Origin of the sequence: Sphingomonas sp. NIBR02145 (assembly GCF_027359115.1) — a bacterium.
Lineage (GTDB): Bacteria > Pseudomonadota > Alphaproteobacteria > Sphingomonadales > Sphingomonadaceae > Sphingomonas > Sphingomonas kyeonggiensis_A.
In genome coordinates this window covers 4845610-4866625 of the sequence record NZ_CP114791.1, presented here as the reverse complement: position 1 = coordinate 4866625, position 21016 = coordinate 4845610, and the positions used below count along the sequence as shown (strand labels likewise).

1 protein-coding gene is annotated in these 21016 nt (G+C 66.4%); it reads right to left on the bottom strand.

All coding sequences use genetic code 11. From position 1 onward, the window contains the following. Positions 1–149: 149 nt before the first annotated feature. The gene (locus tag O3305_RS22515; protein ID WP_269574508.1) at positions 150–21005 is read right to left on the bottom strand and encodes a YDG domain-containing protein; all 20856 of its coding nucleotides are present in this window, start codon (positions 21003–21005) and stop codon (positions 150–152) included. Between the last annotated feature and the right edge of the window lie 11 nt (positions 21006–21016).

The following is a 21016-nucleotide window of genomic DNA, read 5'->3' as shown; positions in this document are numbered from 1 at the left end:
AGGGGGACTGCGCGGGCCCTCTTTGCTGCCCGCCTTGTAGCCGTCTACGGCAACTGTTCCGTTGCGTAGGGCGCCGCGGTTCCCCCAACCGCAGCGCCCGGCCCTGAGGGGCAGAGAGCCCGCACCGAAAGGTCGTGCGGGCTCTCCCGCTACTTGTCGCCGTCGCCCTCGTCCTCGCCCTGATCGTCGCCCTCGAGATTCCGGGAAGGGTTCTGATCCAGCGAGAAGCCGGGTGCGACGCCGGCCCGCAGCGTCCTGAGGGCGTCGCTTGCATCGGCGCCCGATTGGGTAAGGGTGATCGCCAGCGTGCCGGGGATCACGGTGAGCAGGTAGTTGGCCGACAGCGCCAGCGTCCCCTGCCCGATCGCATAGCGGCCGACCTGCTCGCCCGCAGTCCGCGCCAGCGCGCCACCGAAGCTATCGCCGCTCACCACCGATCCGCCGGTGACGGCATAGGTGAATGCGGGATCGGGCTGGCCGAGGAGCTTGGTCATGTCGGCCACCGTCACCGTCACCGCACGGCGGGTGATGTCGGCGGTCACCGGGGTGCTCGACAGGGTGACGGTGTAGTTCGCCGCGTCCGCGCCCGAGAGCGCAAGGCCGCTCACCTGCACCGTGCGGCCGGTGCCGGCATTGGCATCGGCGAAGCGATAGCTCGCCGTACCGGTTACCGTGTCGCCCGAGATCAGCCCGGTCAGCGCGATGCGGCCCGTGGCGGTGGTGGTGCCGTCATAGGTCCGGCTGTCCGCCGTGGCGGTGGCGCTGATCGCCTTGGGGGAGATCACGGCGCTGCCGCTGGCGGTGCCGCTGACCGTGTAGTTGGCCGCATCGGCACCGTTGAGCGCCAGGCCCGTGGCGGTGGCGGCGCGGGTGCCGGCATTCTTGCTGTCGAAGGCGATGCCGGCGGCAGTAACGCCAACCGTATCACCCGCGATAAGACCGCTCAGGCCGAGCGTGCCGGTGGCGGCCGTGGTGCCGTCATAGACCCGCCCGTTCGCCGCCAGCGTGGCGGTGATCGCCTTGGCGAGGATATTGGCCAGGGCGGTCGCGATAGTGCCGGTCAGCACATAATTGCCCGCGTCGCCGCCCGACAGGCCGATCCCGCTCGCGGTCACCGTGCGGCCCGTGCCCGCGTTCTTGCTGTCGAAGGCCATGCCGGCGCTGGTCGCCGAGACCGCGTCACCGGCGACCACGCCGTTCAGCCCAAGCGCGCCGGTGGCGGCCGTGGTGCCGTCATAGGTCTTGCCGTTGGCCGACAGGGTCGCCGTGATCGACTTGGCCAAGATGTCCGCCAATGCCGTCGCACTGGTGCCGGTCAGCACATAATTGCTCGCATCCACGCCCGAGAGGCTGATCCCGCTAGCAGTCACCGTGCGGCCCGCGCCGGCATTCTTGCTGTCAAAGGCATAGCTGCCGGCCGCGCTCACCTGGTCGTTGCCGACCAGACCGCCCAGGCTCAGCGTGCCGGTGGCGGCAGTGGTGCCGTCATAGGTCTTGCCATTGGCCGACAGGGTCGCGGTGATCGCCTTGGCAAGGATGTCCGCCAGCGCCGTCGCGCTGGTACCGGTCAGCACATAGTTGCCCGCGTCCACCCCCGACAGGGTGATCCCGCTTGCAGTGACCGTACGGCCCGTGCCCGCATTCTTGCTGTCAAAGGCATAGCTGCCGGCCGCACTCACCTGGTCGTTGCCGATCAGCCCGCCAAGGCCCAGCGTGCCGGTGGCGGCGGTAGTGCCGTCATAGGTCTTGCCATTAGCCGACAGCGTCGCCGTGATCGCCTTGACCAGGATCTCCGCCAGCGCAGTCGTGCTGCCGGCCGAAAGGACATAGTTGCCCGCATCAGCGCCCGACAGGGTGATGCCGTTCGCCGTGACGAGATGCGTGCCGGCATTCTTGCCGTCAAAGGCCATGCCGGTGCTGTTCGCCGACACCGTGTCGCCCGCGATCAACCCGTTCAGGCTCAGCGTGCCAGTGGCGCCCAGCGTGCCGTCATAGGTCTTGTCGTTGGCGGTCAGTATCGCGCTGATCACGCGCGGATCGATCACGACCGTGCCGGGCACGAAGGCGAAGGTGTAACCCATCTCCGAGCTGAGCGTGCCCAGCGAGCTATAGGCGAAATAGGTGCCGGCATCGCTGCCGACGCCGCTGATCGCTGCCGCGCCGCCATACGCATTGGCGGCACTGTCGCCATTGACCAGACCGGTGATCGTCGTGGTGACGTTCGGCACGGTGCCATCATAGACGAGGTGCAGGCTCGACGGGGTGACCGTCAGCACCGGGCGATAGCCATAGACGAAGCGATTGCCTGCATTCGGCGCGGTAGCGAAGCTGCCGGTGCCGAAATCATAGGCGTCGCCATAATAGCTGGTCCCCGCCAGCCCGCCGAAATCGTTGAGCGGGTCGGAGGCGCCGGGATTGCCGCCCGTCTGGGTATAGACCAGCCAGCGGCCGTTCGAGGCGCTCAGCGCGCCTGCCCCGGCCAGGTTGGTGAACCGGCCGTCCGAGGCGAGCACGATCGCATCGCCCGAAGCGGCGGAGACGATGCTGCCATTGGGGCTGATCTCCAGCCCGCCATGCGAGGCGATCGTCACCGCGCCGCCATTGCCCTGGACGGGGCCGTCGATCACCAGCGAGGTGGCGTTGTTGAGCCTAAGGCCATTTGCCGAGAAGGCGGCAAGCGTGCCGATGCGGTTGTCACCACCCAGCGTCGCCGCGCCGGTCACATTGCCCTGCAGGCGATCGGCGACGATGTACCAGGCATTCTGGGTCAGCCCGCCTGTGACCTGCAGGTCAAGCACGCCGCTCACCTCGATCACGCCGTCGAGGCTGAGGCCCTGAAGGTTGCGCAGTGCGAGGTTGCCGTTGCCGACCGTCACGCTGGCCAGGCTGCCGATGTGCGAACCGGTCCCGCCATTGTCGAGATTGACGTTGCCGCCCATCGCGACCACGCCGAGCGTGCTGGCCGAGATGCCGGCGGCGTCGATGCCGCCCGCCACCGAGAACGACACGTCACCGCCGGTAACGGCGCCGACGCTCAGATTGCCCAGGCTGGCGCCGAGGGTGATCACGAAGTGGCCCGACACATTGCCCAGCGTCGTGTTGCCCTGGCCGCTGACGTTGATGAGGCCGGCGCTGGTGGTCAGGTTACCCAGCGCGAGCGTGCCGCCCGGCCCCTGCACCAAGAGCGCGCCCACCGCATCGATGTCGCCAGCCGAGAAATCGCCGGCCGCCACTGCGATCTGCACCGTGCCGCCCTCGATCGCGCCAAGGCCGTCGGCCTGATGAAGGTTGATCGCGAGATTGCCGTCCGCCTGGATGCTCGTGCCGCTCGCCAGCGACCCCGCGTTGCTGAAGATATTGGTGCCAACGACCGAAGCCGTATTGGCGGCGCCGAACTGCAGGTCCCCGCCCGAGACGAGCGAGAAGCTGTTGGTGCCGGTGGACGTCAGCTTCGCGCTGGCCAGCGTCAGATTGCCGCCGGCGTTCAGCGTGATCGCGTTACCTGCCTGCAGGTTACCGATGTTGAGCAAGCCGTGCGACGCGTCGATGTCGATCGCGCCGCCAAAGGCGAAGTCGGTCGCGCCGAAGTCGAAATCGCCGACCGTGTCGGTGATGGCGAGCGAGCCCGTGTTCGCGCCACCGGTGGCCAGAGCATTGCCCGAGAAGTTGCCGGCGGTGACCGTATAGTTTCGGCCGACACTGAGCGTGTTCGAGATCGCGGCCGTGCCGGTGCCGGCATCGATCGTGACGTCGCGGCCCTCTGCCCATTGCAGGGCAACGCCCTGACCAATGGCGGTGACGTCGCCGGCTGCGGTCAGCGCCAGTCCGCCGGTGATAGCGCCGTCCCGCGCTTCAACCCGGATATCGCCCGAGGAATTGAGCGCCCCCGTGGAATTGAGATCGCCATCGGTGTCGATGATCGTCACGTCGCCGAGGCGGGTGGCCCCGCCGAACAGCGACGGGCTGAGCGTGAAGGTGCCGAAGTCCGCCGCGGTCAGCGCATAGCTGCCACCGCTGCTCTGCGCGTCCATGATGCTGAGCTGGCCGGGCGTCGAGACCAGGATATTGTGGCCACGCAGCCTGTTGATCCCGAGATCGCCCGAGGCATTCGCGATGCTGACATCGCCGGCGTCGGCGGTCACGCGGTCGAAGACACCCGTCACGCTGGTCAAGTTGATCGACACGTTGCCGCCAAGCGAGATCACCGTCGCGCCGCCGGTGAAGCAGCCGCAGCCGCCCAGCGCTCCGCCGACCTGGATATCGTTGCCGGCAGCCGCGAGCGTTCCGGCATCGGCGCCTAGCGTGACATTGCCCTGCCCCGTCAGAGTGAAGCCATTGCCTGCGATCACGCCGCGCACCGTGGCTTCGCCGCCTGCCACGAAATCGCTGAGGCCGCCGACCGAGATCTGGTTCATCGCCAGGTCGCCAAACGCACTGACGAACGCCACGCCCGAAGCGGTCAGGTTGTCGAGCGTGATCCCGCCATTGGTGCTCGACAGGTCGGCATCACCGCTCGAGCTGAGCGACGCCGCGCGGATCTTCGATCCCACGATCTCGATATACTGGCCGGAAAGGTTGCTGATCGCAGTGGTGTCGATGGTGCCGTCGGCCACCAGATGGATACCGTTCGCGGTGATCCCGGCGCCGCCCAGCGTCAGGTTGCCGCCACTGGCCTCGAGCAGGAGAACTCCGCCCCGGGCGGAATTCACGAAGATCGAACCCGCTCCGGTGATGGCGGTGGCGTCGCCGGCAAGCGCGCCAAGCGTGTCGATCGACAGGTTGCCATGCTGCACCTCGACCCAGGCCGTGTTGGCCTGAACCAGGTCCAGCGCCGCGGAATGGTCGAGATACACTTTGGCGCCGGTCGATCCGAGGATCGAGACGGTGCCGCTGGAACCCGCCGCACGCTCGAAATAATGGTCGCCGGTGATCGAAGCGTCATCGTCCGCGCCAAGTTTCGCCGCGCCGATAACGCTCTGCACGCTAAGGCTACCGGTCGCGCCGGTGAGCTTCGCCTGGCGCAGCGTGGCGTTGCCGAACAGCGAATAGACACTGATATCGCCGCCCGCACTGGCATTGCCGACCGTGGCGGCGCCGAACTGGGCCGACACGCTGGCATTGGTGCCCGCCTCGATACTGCCGGTCACGTTGAGCGCCTGGCTGCTGCGAAGCGTCGCGCTGCCGCTATCGGCGATAGCCTGGAAGATCGTGAAGCTGCCGCTGGTGGCGGAGACGTCGAGGTCGGTCGCCGCGATCAGCTGGTAGACATCGGCCGAATTGGCGGTGCCCGTCACCGCACCGGACAGCGAGCGGATCGTGCCGTTGCTGAGCAGGCCGGCGACCGAGAAGTCGATATCGCCCGCATATTCGAGCGTGTTGCCGCCCATGTCGAGCGCGCCCGTGGCGGTCAGCGCCCAGATGCCGCCGCGCGTGCCGCCCGGCGCAAGCGCCGCGCCCGCGAAATTGCGGCCGGTGAGCGTATAGTCGTTGGCGACGAGCAGGAAATTGCGAACGTCGATCGTGCCTGCATTGGCGACCAGCGTGACATTGTTCCCGCTGAGGCCGCCGATGCCGATATTGGCGGCGCGGATCTCCACATCCCCGTTCGCGCCGAGTTGGACGCCGGTGTCGGCGTCGAGCGCGCCGGCCGCGATTTTGATCAGGATGTTCCCGGTCGCGCCGATCGAGGTCGGCAGGAAGAGGTTGCCGTTGTCCTGGGTGATGGTCAGGTTGACGATGCCGCAGCCACAGGGCGACAGCGCGCCCGCGTTGAAGCCGGCGCCGCTCCACAGCGTGTAGTCGCCGGTGACGGTCACCCCGGTCGCATTGACCGAACCCAGCACCGAGCGCAGCGAGACATTGCCGCCCGAAACGGTGTCCAGCATCAGGTCGCCCGTATTAACCTGGGCCTGGACCGCGCCCGAGACGGCGGCGACCGAGAGCGCATTGTTCATGCGGTAGAGATTGACGGTCGCGCCGCCCGCGCCCGCGTTGATCGCCGCGCTGCCCGTCCAGCCGTTGAACTCCAGGGTATTGTCCGCCGAGATGCTCGCCGGGCTGACCGCGCCGAGGGTCACGCCGCTGCCGCTGAACAGCATGTTGTGGTCATCGGCTTCGTTGTCGACACCGCTCGTGCCGATCGACGCCCCCACGATCGACACCGCCGTCGCCGCGGAGACCGCGATGTCGTCGCCGGCCCGGACGGTGAACAGGCTGACCGCGCCATTGTGGCTGGTCACCGAGACATCGCCGCCCGCGTCGATCGCCGAGGTGATCGAGACGAAGCTGTCCGCCTCGAGCGATAGGTTGCCGGCCGCGGTGACGGTGGGCGAGCCGATCGTCAGGCTGCCGCCTGCCACGGTGACGCTAGCATCGCCCGGGCTGGCGAGCGCGGTAAGGACGAGGTCGCCGACATTCCTGATGCCGATGTCGCCGGTCATGGTGCTCAGCGAGAGCGTGCCGAAACGGTTGTTGCCCAGCAGGCTGATGCCATTCCGCGCCGACAGCGTGGTCGAACTGGCGGTGATCGCCCCGCCCGACTGCGTGATCTGGCCGCCGGTCGAAGTCAGCTGGACGGCGTCGGCGACGATATCCGCGGTTATGTCAAAATCGGCTGCCTGCGAGAAGCTGAACAGCGTCGGGTCGATCAGGCCGAGGCGCAGGATGTCCTGGTTGGTGAGGACGACGTCGCCGATCGCCTGGATGTTGAGCGTGCCGGTGTGCAGCACGCCGGTGCCGCTGTTCTGGATCGCCGGCCCCGACGCCAGCGTGCTGATCAGCGAGATGCTGTGGCTGCGATCGGTCGTGACATCGCCAACGATGGTCAGCGAACGATCGGTTGCGACCGCGATCTCACCGTTCGTGGCGGTGATCGTGCCCAGCGCCGAGATATGGTTGGCGCCGGTCAGCAGGAAGTTGCCGGTGGCCATGCCCTCGATATTGGCGGCGCTGACGATCGAACCGCTGGCCTGGGTGACCGAACCGTTGGCGGCGCTGAGGAATACACCGCCCCCACCGCCCGCCTGGACAACTCCGGTGATATCCACCGACGCGGCGCCGAGCCCGATATAGCCGCTGCCGGTCAGGATATCGCCGAAATGGCCGACAGTGTCGGTGCCGAAATTCAGGCTGATGTCGCCGGTGATGTTCTGGGCGCTGATCGTGCCGCTGATGGCGCTGTGCGCGCCGGAGGCGGTGATCGCGTTGTAAGCGCGAAGGTACAGATCGCCGTCCACCACCGCACTGTTAAGATAGATGCCGCCCATCGAGGTGGTGACGCTGGCATCGCCGTTGAAGTTTAGATTGAGCTCGAGCTGGCTCGACGACGCAATGATGCCGGTCAGCGTCGCGGTGCCGGCACTGCCGGTGTTGCTGAGGCTGATCATCTGCGCCCGCAGCGCGCCGTTCGAGCCCATGCCGAGCGCAAAATCGGTCGCCAGGCCCGAACGGACAAAGGCGATGCTGTTGGCGGCGTTGATATAGCCGGTGATCGCGGTCTGGCCGACGCCGACCGAGATATTGTTGCCGAACAGATAGCCGAGGCGGTCGATCAGATTGTCGCCGGTCAGTTCGATATCGTTGCCGGTGGCATCGACGTTGAGCAGGCTGGCCTTGACCGAGTCCGCGGTGATGCGGCCGACGGTGAGGTCGACCGTGCCGTTCACGGCCGAGATCAGGTTGCCGCCCAGGATGTTGGCGGTGGTGATGACCGTAATGCCGCCGTTCTGCGACACCAGCCGATCGATATAGTTGAAGGTGCCGCCGTTCAGATCGATGTTGCCAGCCGCGGTGACATCGACAGTGTTGGCGGTGAACAGAGCGCCGGGGTTGGATACGCTGCCGGTATCCGAATAGAGGCCGAACTTGCCGCCGACGACGCTGTTGCCGCTGGCCCAGAGCTCGATGTCGCCGACGTTGCGGAAGAGGAAATCGCCGCTGGTGGTGACCAGCCCGAGCTGATCGACCACATTGGCCTGGCGCAGATCGGCGCTACCCGCATTGACCGCCAGCGACTGGGCGGTGATCGTGCCGCCGGTCTGGGTGATGCCCGCGCCGCCGTTCAGCGAGGCAGTGGTGCCGGCGGTGACGTCGCCGGTCAGCGCATAGGCGGTCGAGCCGTAATAGGTCAGCTCGGTGCCGGCACTGAGCTTGGCGAGAGTGCCGATCACATTGCTCTGGTTGAACGAGATCGAGCCATGCGCCGTCGCGGCGAGCGAGCCCCCGTTCATCACGCCCGACTGCCAGATATTGCCATTGGTCGAAGTCAGGTCGATCGCGCCGGTGGTCCCGGCATCGATCCCGCCGACGGTAAAGGTCCCGTCGTTCACGAAGGTCACGTTGTCGCCGCTCAGCGAGACGGTGCCGCCGGCATCGACAAGATTGGCCGCATCGAGCGTGACGTCGCCAGCAGCGTTGACGTAGAGCCAGCCCGCCTTGATCCGCCCCCCGGTCTGGTCGACCGCGCCGCCGGCATCGAGGCTGAAATAGCCGCTCGCATCGATGTTGCCGGTCAGCGCGACCGCGCCGAGGCTCTTGATCACGACGTCGCCGAAGCTGCTGCTCAGCGTGCCGAGCGCGGCGATATGGTTGGCGGCGCCATCAAGGGTCACACTGCCATAGCCGCTGGCATTAAGCAGATTGGCGGTGATCGAACCGGAGGTCTGGCGCACGAAGCCACCATTCGCGGTGCCGCCCAGCGTGACGGTGTCGCCGCGAATATCGCCCTGGATATCGAGCAGGCCCGACAGGATCGAGACGTCGCCGGTGGTCGTGGTCGCCCCGTAGACATAGCTCAGATTGCCGGTGATCGAGATGCCGGTCGCCGCCTGAAGCGTGACGCCGCCGCTGTTGACCGCGCCGCCCGCCATCGAGATAGAGCCGTTCTGGCTGGTCAGGAAGGTCTGGAACATCCCGTTCTGGAGCGCACCCGCTATGGTGAAGCTGCCGTCGTTGACGAACTCGAACTGGTAGCCGTTGAATCCGCCGATCGAACTGACGTGACTGGCGGTGTTCAGGAAGACGCCGCCGCCGATCGGGTTCACGGTCAGGAGGTTGGCAGTGATGTTGCCGCCGCTGATGTCGCCGCCATTGTAGATCGTGACATTGTGGCTGCCGGCATCGATGGCGTCGATCTGCAGCGCCACGTCGTTGCGCAGGCTGAGGTCCGACCCGGTCGAGATCAGGCCGATGCGGCTGATCCGGTTGCCGGTGTTGTCGAGCACGACATTGGTGCCGGTCGCCGAGAAGGTGCCAGCAAGGATCGACGTGCCGGCGAGCTGAGTGACGCTGCCGGTATCCGAGATCATCTCGACGATGTGACCGGCGGCGCTGATGTCGCCGAGCGCAAAGTCGCCGGTGTTGCGGAAGCGCAGGTCCTTGCCGTTCGAGTTCAGCGTCGCATTGCCGACCTGGTTGTGGTTGAGCAGGCTGATGCCGTTGGCGGCCCCCACGCCGCTCGTCGCCTCGAGGAAGTCGCTGTGGATCGCTCCGGTGCCGACCTGGGTGATGTCGCCGCCAGCGACAAGCTTCACCAGGTCGTGCGCGGTGATCTCGCCGTCGAGCGCTAGGCCCGTGGTGGTGCGCGCCGAGATCCCGTCGAGCGCGGTGATGGCGTTGAGCGTGCCGATCGAATTGAGCTGATCGAGCACGATGTCGCCGCCGACGGCGCTGGCAGCCAGCCGGTCGGCCGTGATCGCGACCGTCTGGGTGATGTCGCCGCTGTCCGCAGTGAGCGAGAGCAGGCCCGGCGCGTTCACCGTGCCGAGCAGGATCGCGTTCGCCGAGTGGAAGAAGATGTTGCCGACGTTCGAGGAGAAGGAACTGGCCGTGGTGCTGCCGACATTGTTGGCGCTGTCGAGCCGGATCAGGCCATAGGCCGACGAGGCGATGTTGCCGGCGGTGATGATGCCGCCGCTCTGGGTGAGCCCGCCGCTGGTCGAATCGAGCGTTACCTGCTGTCCCGCGGCAGTGACGTTGCCGGCGAGTTCATAGCCCAGGAAATTGTTGAACGAGATGCCGCCCGAAACTGCATTCGACAGCCCGGCGATCTCGCGGATGTTGTTGTTCGCGTGGAGCTGCACGCCGGTCTGGGCGCTGACGCCAAGCGATTGGGCGGAGATCATGCCGGCCGCGGCCTGGCTGACCGCGCCATTGAGCGACGTGAGCGAAACCGCCTGGCCGGTCGCGGTGATGCCGCCGTCGATGCGCAGATCGCCGCTGTTGGTCAGCACGATGCCGCCGCTGGTGCTGTTGGTCGCCTCGGAGATCGAACCGATCGTGTTGCCCGAGTTGCTGAAGTCGATGCCAGTCGCCGCCTGAAGCTTGACGTAACCGACACCCAGGGCAGTGGACTGAGTGATCGATCCGGTATCGGAGATCAGCGTCAGCAAACCCCCGCCGTAATAGAAGCTGAAGTCGCTGTTGGCGACGATGTCGCCCTGGTTACGGAACGCGATCGCGAGCCCGCTCGAGTTGAGATAGTTGCCGGTCGCGCCGACCTGGTTCGCCCCGACCAGGCTGATGTCGCCGCCCGTTGCCGAAATGCGACCGGCAACGATCCGACCGGTACCGCTCTGGGTGATCGCGCCATCGGTGGACAGGCCGATGCCGGTGGCGGCGGTGATCGTGCCGGCGCTCTGGTTGAGCGTGTGGCCGCTGAGCTCGATGCCGCCCGCTGCGGTGACGTCGCCGATGATGGCGAGGTTCGAGTTCGAGCCGTTGATCTGGATATCCTCGCCGCTTGTGACCGCGTCGAGGGTGTTGAGGCTGGTGAAGTCGAGATAGAAATCGCCGTTGGCGCTGCCGGTGAGCTGGTCCGCGCTGAGATAGCCGTTGCTGTAGACGGCGCCGCCCGAATAGAGCGCCAGCGTGCCGCCCACGGTGCCGTTGTTCATCGTGATGTCGGCGGGCGTGTGCACGGTCAGCGAGCCGCCGACCGACAGGCTCTGGGCGATCGTGGTGGCGAGCGCCGAGCGCAACGTCGCGTCGCCGGTGACGTTCAACCCGAAGGTGCCGACCAGATTGGCGTTGTCCAGGATCGCCGAGGCGTTGGTGCCGGTGGTCGTGACGTTGAGCCGGTTGGCGGTGATGACGTTGCCGGTCGCCTGGCTGAGGCCGTCTTCCGCGGTGATCGAGACGGTCTGTCCGGCGGCGGTGATGTCGCCTTCCAGGGTGACGTTGCCGAGCAGGTTGAGCGCGATGCCGCCGCTGCCGCTGTTGGTGATCGTGCCGAGATGGTTGGCGGCGATCTGCCCACCGGCGCCCGCCGCCGAGTAGATGCCGTTGGCAGCGGAGAGGGTCAGCGTGCCGGCCGAGGACGAGCCCGCGCCGGTGAAATTGATGTTGCCGCCCGAGGTGATCGTCGCCGCGCTGGTGGCGTTCAGCCGGAGGTTGAGGTCGCCATAGGACAGGAAGCTGCCGCTCCCCATCGTGATATTGGCCTGGCCGCCGACGATGTTGATGACATTGCCCATGTCGAGCGTGCCGGCGGTGTTCAGGTTCAGATTATAGGTGTTGATCACCCCGCCCGGGCCCTGGGTGATGCCGGCGGCATTGGTGATCGTGGTGGTGCCGCTGACCACGATGTTGCCGTTCAGGCCAAGCACCCCGGTCGACAGGTTTGAATTGGCGGTGAAGTCGCCGCCGTCGATCTGGATGGAATCGAGATTGTCGAGCGCGTTGGCGCCCAGCGTGGCGCTGCCGTTCATCAGGCGGAGCCGCAGATATCCACCGGTGATCGTGCCGCTGTCCTGCGTGAGGTCGCCGTCGCCGACGAAGAAATAGACATACTGGCCCGGCGCGGTCACATCGCCGGCGATGTGCATGTCGACATCGGAGGCGATGGCGATCCCGACATTGGCGGCGCTGCTGCTGTTGGTCAGGCCGTCGACGGTGTGGATCTGGTTGCCGATCTGGCTGAGCACCAGCCCATCGACCGCCGAGGCGGTGAGATGGTTGGCGATGACGGTCCCGCTGTTCTCACGGATCTCGCCGGCATCCGCGATGAGCGTGACATGGTCGCCGCGCACACTGCCGGCGATCTGGAAGCCGTTGATGTCGTGGAAGCGCACATCGCCATCGGCGGTGAGCGCGCCCAGCGTACCGACGTCATTGGCAGCACCCAGCGTGATCGCGCCGGTAGCGCCGCCGGCGGTGGCATAGAGCGACGCGGCGGTTAGCGTGCCGCTGGTCTGGATGATCGCACCCTGCGCACCGAGCGTAAGCCTGCCGCCGACAGCGACGTTGTTGAGCAGGCTGAGCGACGTGCTGCTCGTCGTGATCGTGGCATCGCCCGAGGCGCTGAGAGCGCCGAGATAGGTGAAGCTGTTGGCGGCGTTGCCGAAGCTGATGGTGCCACGCTCCGCAATCGCGGACAGCGCGGTGGCGCTTATGGCGCCCGTCGAAGTGATCGAGCCATTGTCCGAGGTCAGCGCCAGGTTGCCGCCCGAGGTGAAGCCGCCGAGTGCGTCGAGATCGATCGATCCTGCGTTGCGCAGGATCAGGCCGCCATTCGTGGCGACGGAAACCGAGCTGCCGGCGCTGTTGAAGCTGTTCGCACCGTTGAAGATGATCGCGTAACTGCTCAGCGCGATGGTGTTGGCCACGACCCGGCTGGTGGTGCCGATCTGGCTCAGGTTGCCCACGCTGGTGAGGTGGACGTCGTCGCCGGTGATCGTGCCGCCGAACTGCGAGATTCCGCCCGTATTCGCCCGCAGGTCCACGGTGCCCAGCGTGCTCGTACCGGCGGTGACGTCGCCGAGGATCTGGAAGCTGTTGGCGTCAGTGAGCAACACATTCCCCGACGTCGTGATCAGCTTGCTGACGCTGTTCACGTCCGTATTGAACGTGAGGTCGATCGCCCCGCCTGCGGTGAGCGACAGGTCGCCCGCCCGAATATAGGCTCCGAGCACGCCGCCCGCGGTGGTGACGACCGCGTTGCCCGTGGTGCTGACGGTGAGGTCGAGCGTGGAGGTGCCGGCATTGTTGAAGGTGACGGTGCCGCCGCCCTGCGACGTGCCACCGAAGCTGCTGAGGCTGTTGGCCTTGTCGAGCGTGATGCTGCCGGCCGCGCCGGTGAGCACGGTGTTGCCGGTCACGATGCCGGCGCTCTGGGTGATCGAGCCGATATTGGCGATCAGGCTGGCGGCGAAGAAGTTGCTGGTCGCGGTCAGGTCGATGCTGCCATCGGCGACCAGCGTGAAGCCGCTGTTGACCGAGGACGCGCCAAGATTGATGTCGCCGGCGGTGTAGACCGTGGCGTTGACGGCGGAAACGGTGAGCGTGTCGGCATCGACCTTGCCATGCGGCGTCGTGACGACGCCGACCGTGGTGGTGCCGGTGGTGATGTTGCCGCCGCTGGCGAGCGCGACGGTGCCGGGCGCGGTGATGTTGCCTTCGATGGCGAAACCGTTGGTGTCCGCGATCCGGATGTCGCCGGTGGCGGTGGTAAGTCCGGTGAGCGTCGTGAAGTTGTTGGCCTGGGTCAGATTGATGCCGGCGGCGGCATTCGCGATCAGCGTGGCCACGGCGATAGCGCTCGTCTGGCCGATGCTGCCGGTATCCGACGTCAGCGTGAGCGTGCCGAAGCTGTTGGCGGTGCCCGGCAGCGTGATGCTGCCAAGGTTGCGGATGGTGACGTTCTTGCCGTTGCCATGGCCGAAATCGAGCAACTGACCGAAATTGTTCGCGCCGCCGAGCAGCAGGTCGCCGCTCGTGCCGGTGAAGAGGCGGTCCGCGGTGATCGCGCCGGCGGTCTGGCTGATCCCCTGCGTGGCGTAGATATTGACGCCGCCGCCGGTGATGTTGCCCGTCAGGCCCAGCAGCGAGTCACTGAAGATGTCGATATCGGTGCCGCCGGTGTTCCTGGCGGTCAGGTCGCCGAGCGAACCGATGTGATTGTTGCCATAGTTGAAGACGAGCTTGCCGTTGGCGGCAGTGGCGCTCAGCCTGTCGGCGTTGATCGGGCCGCCGATGATGTCGCCGGTATCGGAAATCAGCGTGGTGTAGTGGTTGCTGCCGGCCTGGTTGGCGGATCCGCTCATGTTGATCGTGCCGACCGCGCGCAGCGTCAGGTCATGGGTGACCGTATACATGCTGATCGCGCTGATCTCGTTGGCGCCGATCAGCGACACATCGGTGGCGCGGAGGCTCAGGCCGTAATCGCCGGTCACCACCTTCGCGCTGGCGTCCTGGAGGACCGACTGGGCGGCATCGAGCTCGACGCTGTAACCGCTGATCGTGCCGCTGTACTGCTGGAGCGAGCCACCACTCGAGTTCAGGCGGACATAGTTGGAGCCGGTCCCGCCGCTTGCGGTGACATCGCCGTCGAGGTTGATGTCACCCTGGTTCTCGACGTCGATCGCACCGGCCGACGAGGTCAGATAACGATAGCTGCCGACGTTGATGGTGACGGTCTGGTCGCTCAGATAGACACCACCGTCCGCGTTTATCCCCACCGAATTGGCGATCACGCTGTCGTTGTTGCCGGCGATGCCGCCGGCATCGACGGTCAGGTCGCCGGCCGTGTCGATCTTGAAGAAGATATCGGCATTGCCCGTGAGATTGATGGCGCCGCCGTTGCTCGAACTCGCCCAGACGATCGCATTGCCGGTGCTGTCGAGCGTGATGCTGTCGCGCGCGGTGGCGGCAACCGAGTTGGCCGTGATCGTGCCGCTGGCGCCGTGCCCGATCGTGCCGAAATTCGCCTTCAGCGTCGCGTCGCCGCCATTGGTGTTGAGCAGGCCGGCGACGGTGAGATTGCCGTCGGTATCGATCGCGAAATTGCCGTTGGTGGTGACGGTGCCGAGCTGGATGTTGTTACCCGCGACCAGATTGGCGCTGGTCGCCGAGACGTTGAGCAGGCCGCCCGCGACGACCAGCCCGCCATTGGTGGTGATCGCCCCGCCCGAGGTGAGCGAAAGCGCACCGGCGGCACGCACCTGGCCCGTCAGGTCGAAGGCATTCGCATCGACGATGGTGACGCCGCCGCCCTGGCTGCGGATCGCGCCCAGATGGCTGATAGCGTTCCCTGCATAGTCGAGCACGATGTCGCCGGCTGCATCGGCCTTGAGCGTGCCGGCGATGAAGCGGTCGCTGAAGCTGGTCTGGCTGATCCCACCCGTGTCCGAGATGAGCGAGACGGTGCCGCCGGGCGCCTCGATCTGATAGTCGAGCACGATCGCGCCGACATTGCGCAGCGTGATGTCGTGGCCGGTGCCGCTGTCGTACTGGTCGGTGTCGAGCCGCCCGACTACATCGATCTGGTTCGCCCCGGTCAGCAAGATGTCGCCATTGGTGATGACGTTGAGCCGGTCGGCATCGATGATGCCGCCGGTCTGGCTGAGCCCGGTATTGCCGTAGAGGCTGACGTTCCGGCCGGTGACATTGCCGGTCAGCACCATGCTGCCGTTGTTGGTGGTCAGCAGGATGGACTGGCCGGCAGTGATGGTACCGAGCGAGGCGATCGTGCCGGCGAGGCTGATCGAACCCGCCGCGCTCACGGTCAGGCGCGAGGTGTCGATACCGGAGTTGGTGCTGAGGATGTTCCCGGTATCGGAGATCAGGGTGAGCGCGCCACCCGTCCGATATCCGCCGGTCCCCCCGAGGATCGGACTGAGATCGATGTTGCCGAGATTGCGCAGCGTCAGGTCGCCGCCCACCGCAAGGTCGGTGAGGGTGGTGAAGTCGTTGGCCTCGCCCAGCGTCGTATTGCCGCCGCTGGTCAGCGACAGATTGGTGCCGTGCAGCGTGGCGCCGCTGCCCTGAGTGAGAGTGGTACCAGCCTGCAGCCCGATGCTGCCGCCGGTGAGCGTGGTGCCCGCGTTCTGGGTGAGAGCGCCGAATAGCGACGTCAGCGCAAGGGTATTGGAGCCCGCATTGATCGACTGGGTGACATTGAAACTGCCGGCATTGGTGAAGACGATCGGCCCCATCGTCGAAGCGAATGTGCCGAGATTGCCGACCTGGTTGTTGCGCCCGACGCTGATACCATTGGTCGCGGAGAGGCTCAGCGTATCGGCCGTGACAATGCCGCCGCCCTGGAAGATGTTACCTGCAAGATCGGTGATCGACACCGTCTGGCCCGCAGCATTGATGTTGCCGGCGAGCGTGAGCTGCGACGCGCTATAGCTGACAATGTTGATGCCGCCGCTGGTCGTGTTGGTGATCGTGCCGAGATTGAGGATGCCGTTGTTGCCGACAAGGGATGCGCCCGGCAGGTTGATTCCGGTGACCGCGCTCAGATTGGCCGTGCCCGCCGAGAACGAGCCGTTAATGCTCTGGGTGATCGCCCCGCCCGAACTCAGCGAGATCGTAGCGAAATAGACGGATTGGTCGATCAGGAGATCGGTGGTGGTGTTGAGCGAAAGCGCGCCGTTGCCCGAGGTGGCGATGAGCCTGTGGATCCGGTTCGCCTGGTTGAGCGTGACCGTGCTGGCGCCGGTGGTGATCACGCCGAGATAGTCGACGTCGATGATGCCGCCGCTCTGAGTGATCGACCCCGCACCGGCCGTGCGCAGCGAAACGCCCCCGGTGACAGCTGTGGTCGCGGTGATGTTGCCCGCGATGTCGAAGCCATTGGCGTCGCGATAGAGGATGCCGCCATTGGTGCTCGTCGCGCCGCCAAGCGTGGCGATGTCGTTGCTGGTGCTGCTGAGCAACAGGTCGCTGGCGCCGCTCAGGAAGAGCTGGTTCGCGCGGACATAGATGCTGGCGCCGGTGTTCTGGGTGATGCCGCCGGTGTTCGAAGTCAGCCGGAGCGCGCCGCCCGTGGCGTCGATCCGGCCGTTGAGAATGATGTTGCCATCGTTGCGGAAGGTGATGCTGTGGCCGCTGGTGAACAGATTGGCGTTGAGCCCGCTCACCGTGGTGACCGCGTTCGCCTGGTCAAGCGTGATGTTGTTGTTGGCGGTCGCGTTCAGCGTGTCCGCAGTGATCTTGGTGCCGGCGTTCTGGGTGATCCCGCCATTCATCGCGAGCAGAGTCACATTCGTGGCGGTGATGTCGCCGGTGAGGGCGAAGCCGGGGAGATCGGTGCCGATCTCGATGTCGCCGCCCGCGGTCATCGCACCGAGCGAGCCGATCAGATGACCGCCGCCGCCAAGCAGGATCGACCCGTTCAGCGCCGTGGCGGTTAGCTTCGTGGTGGTGACGACATTGCCGGCAGAGATGTCGCCGATGTCCGAGGTCACGGTCAGCGCACCGCCCAGGGTGGCGCCGCCGCCGACCGTAGGATCGAGATCGATGCTGCCCAGGTTGCGCAGCGTCAGGTCGCCACCGATCGAGAGATCGGCGATGCTGGTGAAGTCGTTGGCCTGGCCCAGCGCCACATTGCCGCTGCTGGTGAGCGACAGGGCGCCGCCGTGCAGCGCCGCGCCGCTCGCCTGGTTGATCGCGGAGGCGCCGCTCAGCTTGATGATGTCGCCGGTGATCGTGCCCGAATTCTGCAGGATGCTCCCGCCCGAGGTCAGGCTGACGGTATTACCCGCGCCGCCTGCGGTGACGTCGCCATCGAGCTTGATGTCACCGTTGAGGTCGATGCTGATCAGGCCGTCATCGGTGCCGAGATGGCTGAAGCTGCCGATATCGACCGTGAAACCCGTGTTGACCAGGCCAATCCCGGTGCCCGCGGTGATAGACACCGAACTCGCGATCACGTCACCGGTGTTGCTCGCCTGCCCGCTGGTCTCGACGGTGAGGGTGCCGGTGGTGTTGGCCGCGAAGCCGAGATCGTTGTCGCTGCTGAGATGGATGGCGCCGCCACCGCTCGAGGTTGCCCAGAAATTGGCGAAGCCGGAGCCGACGAGCGTGATCGCGCCGGTGGCGTCCGCCGTCGTCGAAAAGGCCTTGATCGAGCCGCCATTGCTGGTGATCGCGCCGTTGGTGGTGGACAGCGTCAGGTTGCTGGTGCCGGTGTCGACCAGGCCGGTCAGCTCGATATTGCCGTTGCTGCCCAGGTAGAAATTGCCGCCACCGCCGGTGCTGACATCACCGAGCTTGATGTTGCCGGTCACATCGAAGCTGGCGCCGCCACCTGCGGTCACTTCCAGCGTGCCGGCGGAAAGATGGCCGGAATTGGTGTTGATCGCCCCGCTTGTACCGAGCTGAACAAGCCCCGGAGCGCTGATGTCGCCGGCAATATCGAATCCATTGCCTTCGACGAACATGATGTCGCCGCTGGCGGTGCTGAGCCCGCCCACGGTGGTGACGGTGTTGCCGACGCCGCCGCCATCGAGCCGCAGCCCGGTCGCCGCCTGCGCGATCAGCGTGTCGGCATAGATGCCGCTGCCCTGGCGGATGCTGCCGGCGTCGGAGATCAGCGTCAGCGTGCCGACGGTGATACCGTAGCTGTTATAGCGGAAGTCGCCGATCGCGCGGATCGTGACGTCCTTGCCGGTGCCCGCTGTGAGGTACGGGTCCTGGTAGCCCAGGTTGTTCGCACCACGCAGCAGCAGGTCGGTGGTCGCATGCGCTTCGAGATAATTGCTGGTGCTGATGCTGCCGCTGGCATGCTGGTCGATCGCTCCAGCCGTGGCATTGAGCGTGACGTCGTTGCCGGAGATCGTCGTGCCGGCACCCTGGCCGATCGACGTCCCGGACAGGCTGACATTGGTTCCGGCGACGACGTCGGCCGTCACCGAGAGCGCGCGGTTGGACGTGATTCCAATCATGCCGCCGGCGGCCACGGCGCCCAGCGAGTCGATCGCGCCCGAAAGGCCTATCGATCCCCAGGCCGAAGCGGTGATGCGCGATGCGGCGATGGCATTGGGGCTGATGATATCGCCGTTATCGGACGTCAGGTTGAGCTGGCCACCCGCGGTGTAGCCACCGCTCGACACTGGGGTGAGGTTGATCGTGCCGGCATTGCGCAGCGTCAGGTCGCCGCCGACGTGCAGGTCCTGGAGGCTGGTGAAGCTGTTCGCGCTGCCCAGCGTCGCGGTACCGCCGCTGGTGAGCGACAGGCCACCCGTCTGGACGAAGGCGCCGTTGGTCTGGATGATCGTGCTGTCGGCGTCGAATATGATCGCGCTTGCGGTAATGCTGCCGGAGGACTGCTGGATCGCGCCGCTCTGCGAAGTGAAGCGCGCGGTGCCGCCATTCGCCTGCACGACGCCGCCGAGCCGGAGCACGCCGTCCATCGCGAGCATGATGTTGCCGTTGGCCTGCAGGTCCCCGAACGCGGCGTCACCGCCGTCGGAGCTGAGGTTGATCGCGCCGCCCGCGGTCACGTGCAGACCTCCGGCGATCAGAGCGTTCGTGCCCGAAGACGTCGCATCGCCCCCGACGGTGAACCGCGCGCTCGAGAAGGTGTTCACCTTGAAGTCGAGATTGCCGGTCGCGTTGACCGTGATGTTCTCGCCATCGGCGGAATTGGCCGTAAGGCTGGTGAAGCTGTTGGCCCCACGCAGGTCGATCTCACCAGCGGCATTGGCGACGACGGCGCCCCCGCCCGAGATGAAGCCACCGGTCTCGCGGATCGCGCCGGTGTCCGCAGTCAGCGAGAGCTGGTTGCCGAGCAGCATCCCGAACTCGTTCGACAGCGTGATGCCGCCGGTCGCGTGGACCGTCACCGCCCCTTGGGACTGGCCGTAGCCGATATTGGCGTCGCCATTGACCTTGAACGACCCGCCGCCGCCCAGGGACAGCTCCAGGCTGCCGGCGGTGATCGAGCCAGTCGTAGTATCCATGAAGCCGCGCGCGCCGAGCGTGACCTTGCCGGGCGCGCTGATCGCGCCGGTGAGGATGACCCCGTCCTCATCGCCGATATAGGCGAGATCGCCCGTGACGGTGCTGAGCGCGCCGAGCTTGTCGACCCGGTTTGCACTGAACGAATTGAAGTTGATGCCCGTCTGCGCGCTGGCGGTGAGCGTGTCCGCCGTGATCACACCGGCGAACTGCCGGACATCACCATTGTCGCTGCGCAGATCGACGGTGCCGCCCGTCGCAGTCACATCGCCGCGCAACAGGACGCCGTCAGTGCCGAGCACGCTGACCGACGGCGCGACGAGCGCGCCGCCAGGGGTCCCGACGAAGCCCGAGCCGGTGCCGGAAACCGGGGCCGCCACCGCGGCGCCGCCCACGATATTGTGGTTCGCGCTAAGCACGATCGCACCGGTTTCGTCGGTTACGGCAGTCGTGGCGGTGATTGTGCCGGTGCTGAGAATATTGGCTTGCAGCCCGGACTTCGAGACCGCCGCGACGAACACGCGGTTGCCGCTGATGTCGCCGGCCAGCGAGATTGCATCGGTGCTCGAAGTGCCGGCGCCGTCCGCCACTTCGAAGCTCAGCAGGTCCATGTCGTCGGTCGAGGTCGGCCGGAAGCTGATCTGGTATTTGGACGCCGAGCCGACGAGCACGTTGCCGCCATCCTGCGCCGAGATGCTCGATCCGACCTCGGCGGTGACCACCGGCGCCACCAGCGCGATCGCGCCGCCGTGGCTGGTGATCTGCGCGCCGTTCTGCACGGTGATGTTGCCGGTCCCCGCCCCGGTGAAGCCGAAGCTGGTCGAGCTGCCGTCGAGGAAGCCGCCCGCGCTGCTGTCGGTCGCACGGTCCAGCCCCGCCGTCGTGACGAGCAGGCCGCCGGTGCTCACCCGGGCATTGGCACCGATCACCACGCCATTGGCGTTGTAGATCCAGATATTGCCGCCCACCGCCCCGCCGGTGGAGCCGATCGTACCGTTCAGATTGCCGTTGATCGTGCTGCCCGCGCCGCCCACGCGGTTGAGCACGATGTCGCTGCGATTGGCAAAGACGAAGTTCGCCGTGTCGCCCGAATTGATGTCGAACTTGTCCCAGTCGATCACCGTGCGCGATCCGCCCAGCGTCACCGTGGTGGTGTTGGGCACCGACTGGTCGATCGCGGGGCCCGTGCCGTTGCTCTGCGCGGTCGTGGCGCCCTGGACGAGCTGCGCTTGCGCGGGTGCCGCCCAGACCGCGGCGAGCGCGAGCGCGCCGAATGCCGAGGTCGTGAACAGGCGGCGATTGGAGCGGCGGCGGGGAGCGGACATCTATCTATTCC

Bases quoted from the DNA above. Each gene is read 5' to 3' on its own strand.
- O3305_RS22515 (WP_269574508.1), bottom strand. From the start codon at position 21,005: ATGTCCGCTCCCCGCCGCCGCTCCAATCGCCGCCTGTTCACGACCTCG.